This is a genomic window from Streptomyces sp. NPDC054047, from assembly GCF_055585065.1.
This window is the reverse complement of sequence record NZ_JBVJKV010000021.1, coordinates 1-15,985: the sequence shown is the minus strand read 5'-3', so window position 1 is coordinate 15,985 and position 15,985 is coordinate 1. Positions and strand designations below refer to the sequence as shown.

Annotated in this window: 18 protein-coding genes and 1 pseudogene; 12 read left to right on the top strand and 7 right to left on the bottom strand. The window is 69.4% G+C overall.

Annotated features, from left to right (window positions below):
* The first annotated feature begins 62 nt into the window (after nt 1–62).
* The 3 genes from ACZ6ZP_RS42595 (at nt 63) to ACZ6ZP_RS42585 (ending at nt 2,974) form a co-directional block, all read left to right on the top strand.
* A complete protein-coding gene (locus ACZ6ZP_RS42595; protein ID WP_351174091.1) occupies nt 63–782 on the top strand; it encodes a DUF3159 domain-containing protein in 720 nt (239 codons plus the stop codon).
* A gap of 125 nt (nt 783–907) precedes the next feature.
* On the top strand, nt 908–2,191 hold the full coding sequence (locus tag ACZ6ZP_RS42590; RefSeq protein ID WP_469410544.1) for a phthiocerol/phthiodiolone dimycocerosyl transferase family protein: 1,284 nt from the start codon (nt 908–910) through the stop codon (nt 2,189–2,191).
* Nucleotides 2,192–2,314: 123 nt separating this feature from the next.
* Nucleotides 2,315–2,974, top strand: a complete 660-nt coding sequence (locus ACZ6ZP_RS42585; RefSeq protein ID WP_351174097.1) for a TetR/AcrR family transcriptional regulator — start codon at nt 2,315–2,317, stop codon at nt 2,972–2,974.
* Nucleotides 2,975–3,043: 69 nt separating this feature from the next.
* Here ACZ6ZP_RS42585 and ACZ6ZP_RS42580 read toward each other — a convergent pair whose 3' ends face one another.
* Both ACZ6ZP_RS42580 and ACZ6ZP_RS42575 read right to left on the bottom strand, forming a co-directional pair.
* Complete coding sequence (locus ACZ6ZP_RS42580) at nt 3,044–3,640, bottom strand: phage tail protein (RefSeq protein ID WP_469410543.1); 597 nt, start codon at nt 3,638–3,640, stop codon at nt 3,044–3,046.
* A 293-nt stretch (nt 3,641–3,933) separates the two neighbouring features.
* Nucleotides 3,934–4,392, bottom strand: coding sequence for a nucleoside deaminase (locus ACZ6ZP_RS42575; protein ID WP_351174103.1), 459 nt, complete (start codon nt 4,390–4,392; stop codon nt 3,934–3,936).
* Between the two features lie 119 nt (nt 4,393–4,511).
* On the opposite strand from ACZ6ZP_RS42575, the gene ACZ6ZP_RS42570 reads away from it, so the two are divergent.
* Nucleotides 4,512–5,429 carry a DMT family transporter gene (locus ACZ6ZP_RS42570; protein WP_351174106.1) on the top strand — a complete coding sequence of 306 codons (918 nt, stop codon included), beginning with the start codon at nt 4,512–4,514 and terminating at the stop codon, nt 5,427–5,429.
* Here the strand turns inward: ACZ6ZP_RS42570 and ACZ6ZP_RS42565 are convergent.
* On the bottom strand, nt 5,374–6,285 hold the full coding sequence (locus tag ACZ6ZP_RS42565; RefSeq protein ID WP_351174142.1) for a LysR family transcriptional regulator: 912 nt from the start codon (nt 6,283–6,285) through the stop codon (nt 5,374–5,376). The genes ACZ6ZP_RS42570 and ACZ6ZP_RS42565 overlap by 56 nt on opposite strands.
* 24 nt (nt 6,286–6,309) lie before the next feature.
* On the bottom strand, nt 6,310–6,633 hold the full coding sequence (locus tag ACZ6ZP_RS42560) for a PLD nuclease N-terminal domain-containing protein (RefSeq protein ID WP_351174109.1): 324 nt from the start codon (nt 6,631–6,633) through the stop codon (nt 6,310–6,312).
* Nucleotides 6,634–6,722: 89 nt separating this feature from the next.
* On the opposite strand from ACZ6ZP_RS42560, the gene ACZ6ZP_RS42555 reads away from it, so the two are divergent.
* From ACZ6ZP_RS42555 to ACZ6ZP_RS42545, 3 genes are read left to right on the top strand one after another with little or no spacing between them, the layout of a single operon-like run.
* On the top strand, nt 6,723–8,180 hold the full coding sequence (locus ACZ6ZP_RS42555; protein WP_361470920.1) for a menaquinone biosynthesis decarboxylase: 1,458 nt from the start codon (nt 6,723–6,725) through the stop codon (nt 8,178–8,180).
* 2 nt (nt 8,181–8,182) lie between these two features.
* Nucleotides 8,183–9,106 (top strand): menaquinone biosynthesis prenyltransferase MqnP, encoded by a 924-nt coding sequence (gene mqnP, locus ACZ6ZP_RS42550; RefSeq protein ID WP_351174115.1) that lies wholly within the window; start codon nt 8,183–8,185, stop codon nt 9,104–9,106.
* A gap of 45 nt (nt 9,107–9,151) precedes the next feature.
* Nucleotides 9,152–9,796 carry a UbiX family flavin prenyltransferase gene (locus ACZ6ZP_RS42545; RefSeq protein WP_383820419.1) on the top strand — a complete coding sequence of 215 codons (645 nt, stop codon included), beginning with the start codon at nt 9,152–9,154 and terminating at the stop codon, nt 9,794–9,796.
* On the opposite strand, the gene ACZ6ZP_RS42540 is transcribed toward ACZ6ZP_RS42545, so the two are convergent.
* Entirely contained in the window at nt 9,793–9,921 is a 129-nt protein-coding gene (locus ACZ6ZP_RS42540; protein ID WP_351174145.1) for a hypothetical protein, read from the bottom strand. The two genes, ACZ6ZP_RS42545 and ACZ6ZP_RS42540, sit on opposite strands and share 4 nt — an antisense overlap.
* 133 nt (nt 9,922–10,054) lie before the next feature.
* Between ACZ6ZP_RS42540 and ACZ6ZP_RS42535 the strand changes: the two genes are divergently transcribed.
* From ACZ6ZP_RS42535 to ACZ6ZP_RS42515, 5 genes are all read left to right on the top strand, one after another.
* Nucleotides 10,055–10,510: an Lrp/AsnC family transcriptional regulator gene (locus ACZ6ZP_RS42535; protein WP_351174121.1), complete on the top strand. Its 456-nt coding sequence runs from the start codon at nt 10,055–10,057 to the stop codon at nt 10,508–10,510.
* Between the two features lie 60 nt (nt 10,511–10,570).
* Entirely contained in the window at nt 10,571–11,734 is a 1,164-nt protein-coding gene (mqnE, locus tag ACZ6ZP_RS42530; protein WP_351174124.1) for an aminofutalosine synthase MqnE, read from the top strand.
* 152 nt (nt 11,735–11,886) lie between these two features.
* Nucleotides 11,887–12,411, top strand: coding sequence for a GNAT family N-acetyltransferase (locus ACZ6ZP_RS42525; RefSeq protein WP_361470925.1), 525 nt, complete (start codon nt 11,887–11,889; stop codon nt 12,409–12,411).
* A 105-nt stretch (nt 12,412–12,516) separates the two neighbouring features.
* The gene (locus tag ACZ6ZP_RS42520; RefSeq protein WP_351174130.1) at nt 12,517–12,807 is read left to right on the top strand and encodes a DUF4229 domain-containing protein; all 291 of its coding nucleotides are present in this window, start codon (nt 12,517–12,519) and stop codon (nt 12,805–12,807) included.
* A 381-nt stretch (nt 12,808–13,188) separates the two neighbouring features.
* Complete coding sequence (locus ACZ6ZP_RS42515) at nt 13,189–14,550, top strand: dicarboxylate/amino acid:cation symporter (RefSeq protein WP_383820412.1); 1,362 nt, start codon at nt 13,189–13,191, stop codon at nt 14,548–14,550.
* Nucleotides 14,551–14,783: 233 nt separating this feature from the next.
* Here ACZ6ZP_RS42515 and ACZ6ZP_RS42510 read toward each other — a convergent pair whose 3' ends face one another.
* Both ACZ6ZP_RS42510 and ACZ6ZP_RS42505 read right to left on the bottom strand, forming a co-directional pair.
* A complete protein-coding gene (locus ACZ6ZP_RS42510; RefSeq protein WP_361470927.1) occupies nt 14,784–15,575 on the bottom strand; it encodes an ABC transporter permease in 792 nt (263 codons plus the stop codon).
* Nucleotides 15,572–15,985: pseudogene (locus tag ACZ6ZP_RS42505) on the bottom strand (ABC transporter); the annotation flags it as partial. The pseudogene ACZ6ZP_RS42505 and the gene ACZ6ZP_RS42510, both read right to left, overlap by 4 nt.

The following is a 15,985-nucleotide window of genomic DNA, read 5'->3' as shown; positions in this document are numbered from 1 at the left end:
GCGCTTAGTGACACAGTGACATCGCATCTCGCCCCCAGACGAACTCGGGAGAACTGACCACCATGAAGGCCAAGAGCTTCCTGGAGACAGAGTCCGACACGCAGGCGGAGCGGACGGAGCAGACGGAGCAGGCAGAGCGGACGGCACAGACAGCGCCCCGGCAGCGCCCTTCGGCCCTCGACCAGGCCGGAGGCACCAAGGGGATCGTCTACTCGGCGCTGCCCGTGGTGGCGTTCGTCGTCGCCAACAGCGCGGGCGGACTGCGGGTGGCGGTCATCGCCGCCCTGGCCGTCGCGGTCGGCATCGGCGTGGAACGGCTGATGCGCAAGGAGTCGGTGCAGCCCGCGATCGGCGGTGTGTTCGGCGTCGCGGTCGCCGCGGGCCTCGTCTGGTTCACCGGCTCCGCCAAGGACTACTTCCTCATCGGCATCTGGGCGAGCCTGGCAGGCGCCGTCCTCTTCGTCCTCTCCGTCCTGGTGCGGTGGCCGCTGGCGGGCGTGATCTGGAACGCGGCCACCGGCAAGGGCAACGTCTGGCGCGCGGACAAGCGCTCGCGGCTCTACTACGACATCGCCACCCTGGTCCTTGCCGCCGTCTTCGGCGCCCGGTTCGCCGTCCAGCAGTACTTCTACGCGACCGACCAGGTCGGTTCGCTGGGCTTCGCCAAGATCGCCATGGGCTTCCCGCTGCTCGCCCTGGCCCTCCTGGTGGTCGCCTGGGCCGCCCGGCGCTCGAACAAGCGGCTCGCGGCCCTCGGCCTGCTGCCCGCCAAGCGCGTCTGACTTCCCGGTACGCACGGGCCTTTCCCCGTACGTACGGCTTTCCCCGCACACACGGGCTGCCCCGGTACGCACGGACGCACGGACGCACGGGTCGCCCCGCCACCCCGTAGAGAGAGGAAGCCGTAGTGACCGCGAGCCGAGGAGACGTCGTACGACCGCTGGGCGCGTTCGAGCGGACCATCGACTTCTACATGCGCCGAAACCCCATCCAGTTCTCCCTGGTCGCCGAGATCGAGCGGCCGATATCGGAGGCCGAGCTGGCCACGGCGCTGGCCGAGCTCTGCCGTCTCCACCCGCTGCTCGCGGTGACGGTGGACCGCACCGCGCCCGAGGCCGTCTACCGGCAGGCCGACCGCCCGATCCCGGTGACGACGCTGCCCGACGGCACGCCCTGGCAGGCGGTCGTGGCCGCCGAGCAGACCCGGCCGATCCCCGTGGCCCCGGGCCCGCCGGCCCGCGCCGCCCTGCTGAGGTGGGGCGGGCGGAGCGGCATCGTGCTCACGTTCGCCCACCAGATCGCCGACGGGGTGGGCGGGCTGCGCGCACTGCTGGACCTGGTGGCCGCCCTGGACGGTGAGGAGCAGGTGCCCGGCCCTGTCCCCGAGGCGCAGGAGGACCTCCTCGCCCGCGTCGTCACGCCGCCGGACACCACGGCCGCGACCACGGCCGCCACCGCCCCGCCGGACGATCCGCGCATGAGCGCCGCCGGTGAACTCGCCCCGTTCTCGGGGGCCTTGCCGCACCTCCAGTCCCTGGCGCTGGACCAGGAGCTGACCGCCCGGCTCGTCGGCCGCTGCCGTCTGGAGGGCACGTCGGTGCATGCCGCGCTCTGCGCCGCCGCCGCGGTGGTGTTCCACCGGCGTGGGCGGGAGTTCGTACGGGTGCTGACCCCCGTCGACCTGCGCCGGGCCTGCGGACTGCCCGACGAGGTGGTGAACCGCTTTGCCGGGGCCCGGACTTCGAGCGAGGCGCACGAGGCCGACGACTTCTGGAAGCTCGCCCGAGGCACCCGCGATTCGCTCACCCGCCAGCGCGCCCGGCAGGCACTGAAGGCCGCCGGTGCGCAGCTCACGCAGTACGCCCCCGAGAACGGGGAGCAGGCCGAAGCGATGATGGCCGCCGCCACCGCGGCCGACATCCAGATCACCAACCTCGGGGTGGCGCAGCCCCGGAGGCGGGGCGCGGGCACGCTCGCCGCCCTGTGGGGCCCGGCGCAGATCACCCAGCTGCGGGGGGAGCACGTGCTCGGCGTCGTCACCGTCGGCGGGCGGCTGCGGATGACCGAGCTCACGCACGACCCCGTCGCCGGTCTCGTCGGGGACATCGCCGCCGTGCTGGCCGAAGCCTGCGCCGGGCCCGGAGACGACGCGGACGGCCCGAGCGCGCGGCACGACGCGGACCGGGCCTGAGCGCACGGGTGGCATCGCTCCCAGGGCCGTCGGCCCCGCCGTGCAGGCACCGGGCACGGCGCGCGTCACTTAATGTCATTACGACACTGACGTGCTGGTAGGGAACGAGCGGAGGTGGCCGGCATGGCGACGGCCAAGCGTGGCGGGAACGGCATGAGCGAGCAGCGGCGCCACCGACTGCGTCTGGAGATCTCCCGGGAGGCGTCCCGCCTGTTCTGGGAGCAGGGCGTGGACGCCACCAGCGGGGATCAGATCGCCGAGGCGGTGGGCCTGTCGACCCGTACCATCTGGCGCCACTTCCGCAGCAAGGAGAGCTGCGCGGAACCCATCGTGTCGCAGGGCGTGGAATGGGAGATGCGCACGCTGCGCGACTGGCCCGCGCACCAGTCGCTCGAAGAGCGCTTCAGCGCGGAGGCGAGCCGGTTCCGCCGTGAGGCGAGCGCCGTCGAGCTGGCCGACACCGGGCTCGCGATGCGCATGATCCGCCTCGCCGACACGGAACCGGCCCTGCGCACCGCCTGGTTGATGGCCTGTGACCAGGTGGAGCGCGAGATGGCCGGGATCGTCGCTAAGCGTCTCGGGCGCACGGCCGACGACCTGGAGGTGCGCCTGCACGCCGCGGCGGCCTCCGCCGCCATCCGCGTCCTCAACGAGGACATCGGCGCGGCTCTCCTGGAGGGCGCCGACCCCGCGCAGTTCGCCGACGCCTCGGAACGCATCGCAGGCGCCGTCCGCAGGGCCACGGGAGGAGCCGTGGGGGACCCGGTGGCCGACACGCAATGACCCGGCGGCGGGTTCGCGCGGTGATCGCTCGGCCCCGCGGGTCGGCAGGGTGGTCCCGGGGGAGAGGCCCTAGCTGATCGTCAGGCTCGTGAACTGGATCGTGACGCTCTGGGCGTTGCCGGTCGGGGGGTTGTCGACCTTGATGACCGTGGGCTTTTGCATGGTGTACTGCTTGATCGGGTTGCCCGCGTGGTCCAGCACGTCGACGGACGCCGTCTCGGGCCGGGTGTTGCCGTTGACCAGGTCGGTGAACTGCTGGGACTGTTCGGCGCCGCGGACCACGGTCATCGTGCCCGTCTTCTGCTCGCCGGGGATGAGCGTGTTGGAGGGGGTCTGCTCCGTCTTCTGGTCCATCTCCAGTCCGGAGACGTTGCTGAGGGCCTCGGTGCCGCCGTCGACGTTCAACTGGAACGTGCGGCTGGCGAGGGGGGCGCCCTGCTGGAAGTTCGACTCCCCGCCTTCGGCCGGGGAGGACAGGTTCGTGTGGCCCTTCGCGCGGTTGTCGGACGAGTCGGCACGCGACTCGGCCTTCTGGGACGGGCTGGCGCTCGACGCGCCGGTGTCCGAGGACTCGGAGCCGCACGCGGTCAGCAGCCCCAGGGAGAGCAGGGCGGCGGTGGCCGCCCCGGCCAGGCGGCGGCGCGAGCTGATGGTGGAACGGGTCATGGGCAGACTCCCTGAGCTGTCGGCGCTCGAGCCGTCGACGGCGGGCCGGGCTCATCTCCCTGGCGCTCACCGGTCAACGGCTGCGTGTGGTGGACGGCTTGAGTCTGCGAGCCGGACAGCCCCGGCCACCACGGAAAGCGGGCAGAACGGGAAGCCGGGACGCACTTTCCTCCGCTGACCAGGTAAAACGAAGCACGGATGGAACGCTGGAACGGGACGCCCACGGCGGGCGCGCGGCGCGCCCCGTCTTGCGGGAGCGCACCCGGTCGAGTCGGGCGGCTGCCGTCCTGTCCCTAGCCGTCGCCGAGCCCGATGTCCTCGTGCCACAGCTCCGGCCGCGCCCCGATGAAGTCCTCCATCATCGCCACGCACGCGGGATCGTCGAGGATCACGATCTCCACGCCGTGCTCCGCCAGCCAGTCGTGCCCGCCGAGGAACGTCCGCGCCTCGCCCACGACCACCCGCGAGATCCCGAACTGCCGCACCAAACCGCTGCAGTACCAGCACGGCGCGAGGGTCGTGACCATCGTCGTCCCGCGATAGGTGCGCTGCCGTCCCGCGTCCCGAAACGCCGACGTCTCCGCGTGCAGCGACGGATCGCCGTCCTGGACGCGGCGGTTGCGCCCGCGCCCCAGCAGGGCCCCGTCCGCGCCGTAGAGCGCGGCGCCGATCGGGATGCCGCCCTCCGCGAGCCCCTGCCGGGCCTCGTCGACGGCGGTCGCGAGCCACGCGCGGGCCTGCGCCTGGTCCATGTGCACACCCCTCTTTCACGCTCTCTGTCACGCCTCATCGTCCCTGCCGATGACCCCATCGGCAGGACGCCCCACTGGCTCGTGGACCAGCGCATACGTCCGCTCGTAGCTTCATGGGCATGACCTCAGAGAACAAGGGCACGGCCCAGCTGACCGCCGCGATGGTGCTCTCCGGCACCCTCGGAATCTTCGTCGTCGAGTCCGGTGCGTCGGCGTTCAACGTCGTGTTCTTCCGGGTGCTCTTCGGCGCCGTCGCCCTCGGGGGCTACGCCTTCGCCCGAGGCTACTTCCGCGACCACGGCCTCACCCCGAGGAAGCTCGGACTCGCGGCGCTCGGCGGCGCGTTCATCGTCTTCAACTGGGTGTTCCTCTTCAAGGCGTACGAGGCGACCTCGATCTCCCTGGCCACCGTCGTCTACCACACCCAGCCGTTCCTGCTCGTGCTGCTCAGCGCGGTCATCTTCCGCGAGCGGCTGACGAAGCATCAACTCATGTGGCTGGGCATCGCGTTCGCCGGACTCGTCCTGGTCTCCGGAGTGCGCCCCGGCGACCTCGGCTCGCTCACCGGCATCGGCCTCGCGCTCCTGGCCGCGCTGCTCTACGGCCTCTCCACGCTGGTCACCAAGCGCATCACCGGCGTACGCCCGCACCTCATCGCCCTGGTCCAAGTCCTCGTGGGCATCCCGCTGTTGCTGCCCTTCGCCGACTTCGGCGCGATGAGCGGCACGGGCGCGGGCTGGGCCTGGCTGGTCGGACTCGGCGTCATCCACACCGGTCTGATGTACGTCCTGATGTACGCGGCGTACGCGAAGCTGCCCACCGCCAAGATCGCCGTACTCGCCTTCACCTACCCGGCGGTCGCGATGGTCGCCGACTGGGCCGTCTACGGGCACCACATCGGCCTGGTCCAGGCGCTCGGCGTACCGCTCATCGTCCTCGCCAGCCTGAAGGTCAACCGCGCCAAGTCACCCAGTACGGTGGCTAGTTCACCGGCTCCGCTGCCTGCTCCCGCACCAGCCGTACCGACTGCTCGATGAAGAGCCGCACATGCGCGGGCAGCCGCTTCCCCGACCGCCACGCCAGCTGCGTGTGCAGCACGAACGGCGGCTCCCACGGCAGCGCGACGAGCACCCCCGAGGCCAACTCCTCGCGCACCGCCATCCGCGGCAGCAGCGCCACACCGAGGCCACCGGCGACTCCCCGCTTGGTGGCCTCGATGGTGCCGAACTCCATGAAGGGCGGCGGAGCGCCGTTGCGCACCCGCAGCTCCTCCTCGAAGAGGTCGCGGTAGGGGCAGCCCGGCTCCGTGCCGACCAGCTGCACCGCCGCCAGATCACCCGTGGCGAGCGAGTCGCCCCCGTGCCCGGCCAGCGGATGCGTCGGCGCGCAGACCAGGACCAGCGGCTCCTCGGCGAGTACCTCGCACTCCAGGCCCGCGTGCTCGGTCTCGCGCTCCATCAGGAATCCCACGTCGTACGTCCCCTGCCGCAGCGCGTGGCGGGTCTCGTCGCCCAGCGTGGGGCGCAGGGAGAGCTGCACCTTCGGGTAGCGGTGGTGGAAGAGCTCCAGCAGCGGGGGCAGGCGGTAGGAGGTCAGCGACTCCATCGTGCCGACCGCGATCGCCCCGGCAGGCTCCCCGGCGTCGACGACCGCGGCCCGCGCCTCGTCCGTCAGCTCGATGATCTGCCGGGCGTAGGGGAGCAGGCGCTCGCCCGCCTCCGTGAGCCGGATGCGGCTGCCGAGCCGGTCGAAGAGTTCCGTGCCGAGCGAGGACTCCAGGGAGCGGATCTGGCTGGTGACGCTGGACTGGGCGTACTTCAGCTCGGCCGCGGCCTGCGTGAAGCTGAGTACGGACGCGACCTTTTCGAAGGTGACGAGCAGCCGCAGTTCCATCATCGGACTCCCGTTCGCCAGGACCTAGCTCTCCGTGCCCCGGTCCCGCTTCTTGTCGTCCGGGTCCTCGTCCCTGAGGGACTTCAGGAACTCGGGGTTGTCGTCCGGCGCCACCCACTGTCCGCCGCGCCCGGCGCGCGGACCGGTCCCGGTGGCGGGCGTCTTGCGGACCTTGCCCGTGACGAACCAGGCGATCGGGCCGAGCAGAACCTCGCCGAAGAGCAGCACGATGATGACCCAGACCACCTTCGGCAGATGCCTGATCTCCTTCTCCGGAGTGTTCAGGACATCGATGAAGGCATAGATCCACACGGCCAGGACCAGCAGGAACGGCAGATACCTGAGCATGTTTGCGCGATTCCCCAAGCGACGAAGGAGGGGCGGCGTGCGGGCCCCGCTGTCGGGGCCAGGGTAGCCGGTGCCCGATACTGGAACGCATGGCTTATGACGATCTTCGCTCCCTGCTCCGTGCACTGGAGCGCGAGGGCGATCTCAAGCGCATCAAGGCCGAGGTCGATCCGTATCTGGAGGTCGGCGAGATCACCGACCGGGTGCAGAAGTCCGGCGGCCCCGCGCTCCTCTTCGAGAACGTCAAGGGCTCGGCGATGCCCCTCGCGATGAACGTGTACGGCACGGACCGCCGCCTCCTGAAGGCGCTCGGCCTGAAGTCGTACGGCGAGATCAGCGAGAAGATCGGCGGCCTCCTCAAGCCGGAGCTGCCGCACGGCTTCGTCGGCGTGCGCGAGGCCTTCGGGAAGCTCGGCGCGATGACGCACGTGCCGCCGAAGAAGGTGAAGTCCGACAACGCGCCCGTGCAGGAGGTCGTGCTCACCGGCGACGACGTCGACCTGGAGCAGCTGCCCGCGCTCTTCACCTGGCCCGAGGACGGCGGCTCCTTCTTCAACCTGGGGCTGACCCACACCAAGGACCCGGACACCGGGGTGCGCAACCTCGGCCTGTACCGCCTCCAGCGCCACGACAAGCGCACCATCGGCATGCACTGGCAGATCCACAAGGACAGCCGCAACCACTACCAGGTGGCCGCCCGCAGGGGCGAGAAGCTCCCCGTGGCGATCGCCTTCGGCTGTCCGCCCGCCGTGACGTACGCCGCGACCGCGCCGCTGCCCGGCGACATGGACGAGTACATGCTGGCCGGGTTCGTGCAGGGCAAGCGCGTGGAGATGGTCGACTGCAAGACGGTCCCGCTCCAGGTGCCCGCGCACGCCGAGGTCGTCATCGAGGGCTGGCTGGAGCCGGGCGAGATGCTGCCGGAGGGCCCCTTCGGCGACCACACCGGCTTCTACACGCCGCAGGAGGACTTCCCCGCCCTGAAGATCGACTGCGTGACGATGCGGAGGCGTCCGCTGCTCCAGTCGATCGTGGTGGGCAGGCCGCCGACGGAGGACGGGCCGCTCGGCCGCGCCACCGAACGCTTCTTCCTGCCCCTCCTCAAGGTGATCGTCCCGGACATCGTGGACTACCACCTGCCGGAGTCCGGCGGCTTCCACAACTGCGCGATCGTCTCGATCGACAAGAAGTACCCGAAGCACGCGCAGAAGGTCATGCACGCCATCTGGGGCGCGCACATGATGTCGCTGACCAAACTGATCGTGGTCGTGGACAAGGATTGCGACGTCCACGATCTGCACGAAGTGTCCTGGCGCGCGCTCGGCAACACCGACTACGCGCGCGACCTGACGGTGGCCGAAGGTCCCGTCGACCACCTCGACCACGCCTCCTACCAGCAGTTCTGGGGCGGCAAGGCGGGCATCGACGCGACGAAGAAGCTGCCCGAAGAGGGATACACCCGGGACGGGGGCTGGCCGAACATGGTCGAGTCCGACCCGGAGACGGCGTCGAAGGTCGACCGCCGCTGGAAGGAGTACGGGCTCTAAAGATGAGTGCTGATTCAGCGACTCCGGAACTCTTCGGGCCCGAGCCCGCGCCGCCGGGCAAGGTCAAGGCGTTCCTGCGTCTGGTCATGATCGAGCACTCGGTGTTCGCGCTGCCCTTCGCGTACATCGCCGCGCTGACCGCGATGTTCCAGCTGGACGGGAACATCCACTGGGGCCGGCTGCTCCTGGTCACCATCTGCATGGTCGGCCTGCGCACGTTCGCCATGGCCGCCAACCGCATCATCGACCGGGAGATCGACGCCCGTAACCCGAGGACCGCCCACCGCGAGCTCGTCACGGGCGCGGTCTCGGTGAAGTCCGCCTGGACCGGCGCGCTGATCGCGCTCGTCGTGTTCCTGGGGGCCGCGGCCCTGCTCAACCCGCTCTGCCTCGCCCTCGCGCCCATCGCGGTGATCCCGATGGTGGTCTATCCCTACGGCAAGCGGTTCACGAACTTCCCGCAGGCGATCCTGGGCCTGGCCCAGGCCATGGGTCCGGTCGGCGCCTGGATCGCGATCACCGGCGAGTGGTCCTGGCAGGCCGTCATCCTCGGGCTCGCGGTCGGCGTCTGGATCGGCGGCTTCGACCTGATCTACGCCTGCCAGGACGTGGAGACGGACCGCGAGGTCGGCGTGATGTCGGTGCCCGCGCGGTTCGGCATCTCCAACGCCATCTGGGGCGCGCGCGGCTGTCACCTGGTGACCACCGCGCTGTTCGTCTGGTACGCCGCCGACACCGGCGCGGGCGTGTTCCTCTGGCTCGGCCTCGCGGTCGTCGCCGGCGCGTTCGTCTACGAGCACTCCATCGTCAAGCCCCATGACCTCTCGCGCCTCAACCGCGCCTTCTTCCAGGTCAACGGCTTCATCGGCATCGCGCTCTTCGTCTGCGCGCTGCTCGATCTGCTGGTGCGCGGCCTGACCGTCTAGGCTCACAGCGTGAAGCCAGGAGATACGCAGCGTAAGCCTTGGATCGTGGGGGTGTCGGGGGCCTCGGGGACCCCGTACGCCGCCGCCGTGCTGCGGGCGCTGCTCGCGGCGGGGGAGAGCGTGGACCTGGTGGTCTCGCGGGCCTCGCGGCTGACGATCCTCGACGAGACGGGCATCGCCTTCCGGGACGCGCACTGGCAGGAGGACCTGCGGGAGTGGCTCGGGCGCGGTGCCGACGGGAAGCCGGACACCTTCGAGGTGCCGGTCGACGGCGTGCGCTACTGGGCGGCCGGGGATCTGGCGGCCGGGCCCTCGTCGGGGTCGTACGCGACCAAGGGGATGCTGATCGTGCCCGCGTCCACGGCGTGCGTGGCCGGGGTGGCGCTGGGGCTCTCGAAGGACCTGTTGCAGCGGTCGGCGAGCGTGACGCTCAAGGAAGGCCGCCGGCTGATCGTCTGCGTACGCGAGACACCGCTGAACGGACAGACGCTGAAGCACTTGGTGACGCTGGACGAGGCGGGCGCAGTCGTGCTGCCCGCCTCTCCGGCGTTCTACGCGGGGGCGACGCACATCCAGGATCTGGTGGACTTCGTCGCCGGGCGGACGCTCGACGCGGCAGGGGTGCCGCATCAGCTGTACCGCCGTTGGAAGGGAGAGCTCGGTGGAGGCTCTGCCCCTTCGGGGGGCTAGCGCTTCTTGGCGGCGCGCTTCGTGGGGCGCTCGGCCTTGGGCGCGGCGGTCTGGTGGGCACGCGAGCGGTTGGCCAGGTCCTGCAGCTCGCGCATCCGGGCGTAGGCCATCTCGATCGAGTACACGGGTGACTCACTCCTGAAGATTCGTCATTGAATTGCTGAGATTGAGAAAGATTCACAGGGGCTAGACCCTGTTGCGCCTTAGATTCTACACATAGACTCGCGGTATCGCTGAATAATGAAAGGCATCGCACCTATGGACGCCGTGGACAGGCAGCTCATCCAGGCTCTTCGCGAGAACGGCAGGGCCTCGTACGCCGAACTTGGCCGTCTCGTCGGCCTCTCGGGACCGAGCGTCACGGACCGGATCAACCGCCTCGAAGCGGCGGGCGTCATCACCGGCTACCGCGCGACCGTCGACTCCGCGTCGCTCGGTCTCGGCGTCATCGCCCTCATCGGCATCTCCCTCTCGGACGCCGCCGACCACGAGGACGTGGCACGGCGACTGAAGGACCTGCACGAGATCGAGGACTGCTGGTTCATCGCGGGCGACGACTCGTACATGCTCAAGGTCCGGGCCAGTGACGTGGACGGCCTGGAGAAGACGATCCGCAGGCTGAGCGGCACGAAGGGCGTCTCCAGGACGCGTACGACGATCGTGCTCTCCACGAAGTGGGAGAACCGGGTCGGGGAGCTGCCGGAAGAAGCGTAGGCGTACCGTGGGCGAGGCCTGATTTACGCAGACATGTAGACACGGAGAGGCGGCCGGGGTATGGACGCTGGGCTCAAGCGCGAGCTCGAGGAGAAGGTCCGGGCCGGTGAGCGGCTGTCCCGCGAGGACGGGATCGCCCTCTACGCATCGGACGATCTCGCCTGGCTCGGCGGTCTCGCCCACGAGGTGCGCACGCGCAAGAACGGCGACGTCGTGCACTTCAACGTCAACCGTCACCTCAACATGACGAACGTGTGCACCGCCTCGTGCGCCTACTGCTCCTTCCAGCGCAAGCCGGGCGAGAAGGACGCGTACACGATGCGTATCGAGGAGGCCGTCCGCCTCGCCAAGGCGATGGAGGGCGAGAACCTCACCGAGCTGCACATCGTCAACGGCCTGCACCCGAACCTGCCGTGGCGGTACTACCCGCGTTCGCTGAGCGAGCTCAAGAAGGCGCTCCCGAACGTGTCCCTGAAGGCCTTCACGGCCACGGAGATCCACCACTTCGAGACGATCTCGGGGATGTCGGCCTCCGACATCCTGGACGAGCTGATCGAGGCGGGCCTGGAGTCGCTGACCGGAGGCGGCGCGGAGATCTTCGACTGGGAGGTCCGCCAGCACATCGTCGACCACCGCACCCACTGGGAGGACTGGTCGCGCATCCACCGGCTCGCGCACGAGAAGGGTCTCAAGACCCCGTGCACGATGCTGTACGGCCACATCGAGGAGCCCCGTCACCGGGTCGACCACGTGCTGCGCCTGCGCGAACTCCAGGACGAGACCGGCGGTTTCCAGGTCTTCATCCCGCTGCGGTACCAGCACGACTTCGTGGACATGAAGGACGGCAAGATCCGCAACCGCCTCCAGGCGCGGACCACCATGGCGTCGGGCGCGGAGGCCCTGAAGACCTTCGCGGTCTCGCGGCTCCTCTTCGACAACGTCCCGCACGTCAAGGTCTTCTGGGTCATGCACGGCCTCCAGACCACGCAGCTCGCGCTCCAGCACGGCGCGGACGACATGGACGGCTCGGTCGTCGAGTACAAGATCACGCACGACGCGGACGACTTCGGCACGCCGAACAAGCTGACGCGGGACGACCTGCTCGACCTCATCCGCGAGGCGGGCTTCCGCCCCATCGAGCGGAACACGCGCTACGAGTCGATCCGTGAGTACGACGGTCCCGACCTGTCGCTCCGGGAGACGCCGCAGGCGATGCGGCTCTGACGGCTCTGACGGATCTGACAGATCTGACGGCTCTGACGCACGTCGCGTACGAGTGGTGAGCGAGCCCCGGCCTCTTCGGCCGGGGCTCGTCACGTTGTCCGGCATGCGGAACACGGTTGAGCTCCGCTGTCTGTAATGGTTAATCTCGCCCTATGACGCTTACCTTCCGGCTGGACCCGGAGATCGATCCCGCCCTCCGCGACGGCGTCCTCGCCCTCTGGGCCGACGTGTCCAACGCCGGCGGGGCCGTCGGCTTCGTACCGCCCGTGACGGTCGAGGACATACGTCCCGAGTGGCTCAAGCGCCTGGCGCAGCTGAGCGAGGGGCACACCCGGCTGCTGGTCGGGTACGACGAGGACGGCGCCGTCGCCGCGACCGCCTTCCTCGCGTACAACTCGCACCGCCTGATGACGCACTGGATCTGGCTGTACGTGGTGATGGTGCACCCCAAGCACCAGGGCAAGGGATACGGGCGCGACCTGATGGCCGCCGCGGCGGACGCCGCTCGCGGACTCGACGGGATCGAGGCGATCCGGCTGACCTGCCGCGGCGGCACGGGAGTCGACCGGTTCTACGAGTCCTGCGGATACAAGGAGGTCGGGCGGGTGCCCGGCGCGATCCGCGTCGCCCCCGGTGACGACCGCGACGACATCACCATGCTGCTGCCGCTCGGCTGACGGTTCCCGCAGGGCTCACCCCCTTGCCGGACGCGACCCCTCCCGTGCTTCACTGGAGGGGCTCGTCCTACTCGGGCCCATTTCGGAACGGAAGAGTGGATTGACATGCTCCGCTACACGCTGATGCGCCTCGGGGTCTTCGTGGGCTGCTTTTTCGCGGTCTGGGGACTTGTCTACGCCGGAGTCCTGCCGAAGGGCCTCGGGGACTCCAACCTCCTCTGGGTGCTGCTGCTCGCGCTCGTCATCTCCGCGCCCATCAGCTTCGTGGTGCTGCGCAAGGAGCGCGACCGCGCGTCGGTCCAGGTCGTGGAGCGCGTCGAGCGGACCAAGGCCAACCTGGAGGCGAACCGCACCCAGGAGGACCTCGCCGACGAGGCGGCCCGCGCGAAGTCGTAAGCTTCGTCACAGAAGCCTCAACCCCGGTACTGGAGCAGCCGCTCCGGGCCGGGGTTTCTTGCGTCCCGGGGGGCTTCCGCCTCCGATCGGCCTCGTCTACCTCAAACAAGACCTTTGATGTTCTCAAAGTTCAAGTGTTAACGTGTTCGACATGAAGACAGCAGCCGCGCACCGCATCGCCATGAGCGTTCCGCTCGTGGCGCGCCTGCATGTCGATCTCTGCCGCTGCATGTCCGCGGCCTGTCGTTGCCGTCGTTGAACAACGCGAGCGACAAGCACCAAGTGACATCCGCACTGCGGCGGCGCCGTTACGGCCGTTCCCTCTGACCTCTCGCGGTCGCCGCTCCCTCACGTCCCTTTGCCATTACCCGGAGTGTGTCCGTGTCCGCGAAGTCCCCCCAATCCCCGGTCGCCACGGCCGAGCAGCCGAAGTCCGGCTCCGGGATACCGAAGTTCCTCAAGGTGCCCTTCTGGGCGCAGATCCTCGGCGGCCTGGTCCTCGGCGTCCTGCTCGGCTGGCTGGCCCGCAGCCAGGACGTGTCCTGGCTGGTCACCACCCTGGACAAGGTGGGAAGCACCTTCATCGGGCTCCTGAAGCTCGCGGTCGCCCCGCTCGTCTTCTTCGCCATCCTGGTGTCGATCACCAACCTGCGTAAGGTCAACAACGCCGCGCGGCTCGCCACGCAGACGCTGGTCTGGTTCATGATCACGTCGCTGATCGCGGTCGTCATCGGCCTCGCGATCGGGCTCATCACCAACCCGGGCGCCGGCACCGGCCTCACCCCGAAGGACGGCGCCAAGCCGGACCACGCGGGCTCCTGGATCGACTTCCTCACCGGGATCATCCCGACGGACGTCATCACGCCGTTCACCGAGCTCAACGTCCTGCAGATCGTCTTCATGGCCGCCGTCGCCGGTGTCGCCGTACTGAAGATCGGTGAGAAGGCGCAGCCGATCCTGGAGCTGAGCGAGTCCGTCCTCGCTCTCCTCCAGAAGGCCCTGTGGTGGGTCATCAAGCTCTCGCCGATCGGCACCATCGGCCTCATCGGCTTCGCCATCGCCGACTACGGCTGGGACCTGATCAGCAAGTACGCGACGTTCACCGCCGACATCTACGTCGGTTGCGCCCTGGTGATGTTCGGCGTCTACCCGCTGCTGCTCTCCACGGTCGCCAAGGTCAACCCGCTCCAGTTCTTCAAGGGCGCCTGGCCCGCGATCCAGCTGGCCTTCGTCTCGCGCTCCTCGGTCGGCACGATGCCGGTCACCCAGAAGGTCACCGAGCGTCTCGGTGTGCCGAAGGAGTACACGTCCTTCGCGGTGCCGTTCGGCGCCACCACGAAGATGGACGGCTGCGCCGCGATCTACCCGGCGATCGCCGCGATCTTCGTCGCGCAGATCTTCGACGTGCAGATGGGCATCAAGGAGTACCTGCTCATCGCCTTCGTCTCGGTGGTCGGCTCGGCCGCGACGGCCGGTCTGACGGGCGCCACGGTCATGCTGACCCTGACCCTGTCGACGCTGGGCCTGCCGATGGAGGGCGTGGGCCTGCTGCTCGCCATCGACCCGGTCCTGGACATGATGCGCACCGCCACGAACGTGGCCGGTCAGGCCGCGATCCCGGTGATCGTCGCCGCCCGCGAGAAGATCCTCGACCGTGAGGCCTACGAGAACGCGTCGGCCTCGCCGCTCGACGCGTTCGACGAGCCCGCCGACGAGCGGCAGCCGGTGCCTGCCACCGCCTGACGTCCCCCCGCTCGTAGCGAGCGTGCCCCGCACCCGGATTCGTTCCGGGTGCGGGGCACGTTTTTTGTCGTCGTGACGTAGGAGAAGAGGCGGGCCAGGAGGGCGGGATCGCCGTCCGGGGGGGGCCTGGGCTGCCCGGCGGCGGGGACGGGTCTGCTCGGGGCCGCTCATCGAATCGACGTACCGCTGTGTGGGTGTGGGTGCGGGTGCGGGTGTGCGTGGGGTCCGGCCGGTTACCTCGGGTCGCGGTCGAAGACCGACTTCGACCAGAAGTAGCCGAGTGCGGAGAGCGCCACGCACCAGGCGATCGTGAGCCAGCCGCTGTTGCCGATCTCGCTGCCGAGCAGCAGGCCGCGCAGGGTCTCGATGGCAGGGGTGAAGGGCTGGTACTCGGCGATCGGCTGGAACCAGCCCGGCATCGAGTCGACCGGGATGAACGCGCTGGACAGGAGTGGCAGCAGGATCATCGGCATGGCGTTGTTGCTGGCGGCCTCGGCGTTCGGGCTGACCAGGCCCATGCCGACCGCGATCCAGGTGAACGCCGTGGCGAAGAGGACGAGCAGTCCGAAGGCCGCCAGCCACTCCAGGAGGGTGGCGTCCGTGGACCGGAAGCCGATGGCCGCGCCGACGGCGCCCACGAGGATCACGCTCATGACCGACTGCAGCACGCTGCCGACGACGTGCCCGATGAGCACGGAGCCACGGTGGATGGACATGGTGCGGAAGCGGGCGATGATGCCCTCGGTCATGTCCATGGAGACGGAGACGGCGGTGCCGACGGTGGTGCCGCCGATGGTCATCAGCAGGATGCCGGGGACGAGATAGGCGATGTAGTCGGAGCGGTCGGCCCCGCCGCCGCCGATGCCCGCGCTCATCACGTCGCCGAAGATGTAGACGAAGAGCAGCAGCATCATGATCGGCGTGAGCAGCAGGTTCAGCGTCATGGACGGGTAGCGCCGGGCGTGCAGGATGTTGCGGCGCAGCATCGTGTTCGAGTCGCGTACGGCGAGGGAGAGGGCGCTCATCGCAGGTTCTCCTTGAGCTGGTTGGGGACGTTGGCCGGGCCGGTGAGGGCGAAGAAGACGTCGTCGAGGTCGGGGGTGTGCACGGTCAGCTCGTCGGCCTCGATGCCCTCCGAGTCGAGCCAGTCGAGGATGGAGCGGAGCTCGCGCTGGGTGCCGTCGCTGGGGATCTGGAGCGAGAGGGACTCGTCGTCGCGGGTGGCCTCCCGCAGGGCGGATGCGGCGGCTTGGTACGCGGTCGGGTCGGTGAAGCGGAGGCGGACGTGGCCGCCGGGGATCAGGCGCTTCAGTTCCTCTGCCGTGCCTTCGGCGGCGATCTTGCCGTTGTTGAGGACGGCGATGCGGTCGGCGAGTTCGTCGGCTTCTTCGAGGTATTGGGTGGTGAGGAAGACGGTGACGCCGTCGGCGACGAG

Coding starts and splice junctions, on each gene's coding strand:
- ACZ6ZP_RS42580 (WP_469410543.1), bottom strand. CDS start 3,640: ATGACCCGTTCCACCATCAGCTCGCGCCGCCGCCTGGCCGGGGCGGCC.
- ACZ6ZP_RS42555 (WP_361470920.1), top strand. CDS start 6,723: ATGGCTTATGACGATCTTCGCTCCCTGCTCCGTGCACTGGAGCGCGAG.
- ACZ6ZP_RS42560 (WP_351174109.1), bottom strand. CDS start 6,633: ATGCTCAGGTATCTGCCGTTCCTGCTGGTCCTGGCCGTGTGGATCTAT.
- ACZ6ZP_RS42565 (WP_351174142.1), bottom strand. CDS start 6,285: ATGGAACTGCGGCTGCTCGTCACCTTCGAAAAGGTCGCGTCCGTACTC.
- mqnE (WP_351174124.1), top strand. CDS start 10,571: ATGGACGCTGGGCTCAAGCGCGAGCTCGAGGAGAAGGTCCGGGCCGGT.
- ACZ6ZP_RS42520 (WP_351174130.1), top strand. CDS start 12,517: ATGCTCCGCTACACGCTGATGCGCCTCGGGGTCTTCGTGGGCTGCTTT.
- ACZ6ZP_RS42535 (WP_351174121.1), top strand. CDS start 10,055: ATGGACGCCGTGGACAGGCAGCTCATCCAGGCTCTTCGCGAGAACGGC.
- ACZ6ZP_RS42595 (WP_351174091.1), top strand. CDS start 63: ATGAAGGCCAAGAGCTTCCTGGAGACAGAGTCCGACACGCAGGCGGAG.
- mqnP (WP_351174115.1), top strand. CDS start 8,183: ATGAGTGCTGATTCAGCGACTCCGGAACTCTTCGGGCCCGAGCCCGCG.
- ACZ6ZP_RS42570 (WP_351174106.1), top strand. CDS start 4,512: ATGACCTCAGAGAACAAGGGCACGGCCCAGCTGACCGCCGCGATGGTG.
- ACZ6ZP_RS42585 (WP_351174097.1), top strand. CDS start 2,315: ATGGCGACGGCCAAGCGTGGCGGGAACGGCATGAGCGAGCAGCGGCGC.
- ACZ6ZP_RS42525 (WP_361470925.1), top strand. CDS start 11,887: ATGACGCTTACCTTCCGGCTGGACCCGGAGATCGATCCCGCCCTCCGC.
- ACZ6ZP_RS42510 (WP_361470927.1), bottom strand. CDS start 15,575: ATGAGCGCCCTCTCCCTCGCCGTACGCGACTCGAACACGATGCTGCGC.
- ACZ6ZP_RS42575 (WP_351174103.1), bottom strand. CDS start 4,392: ATGGACCAGGCGCAGGCCCGCGCGTGGCTCGCGACCGCCGTCGACGAG.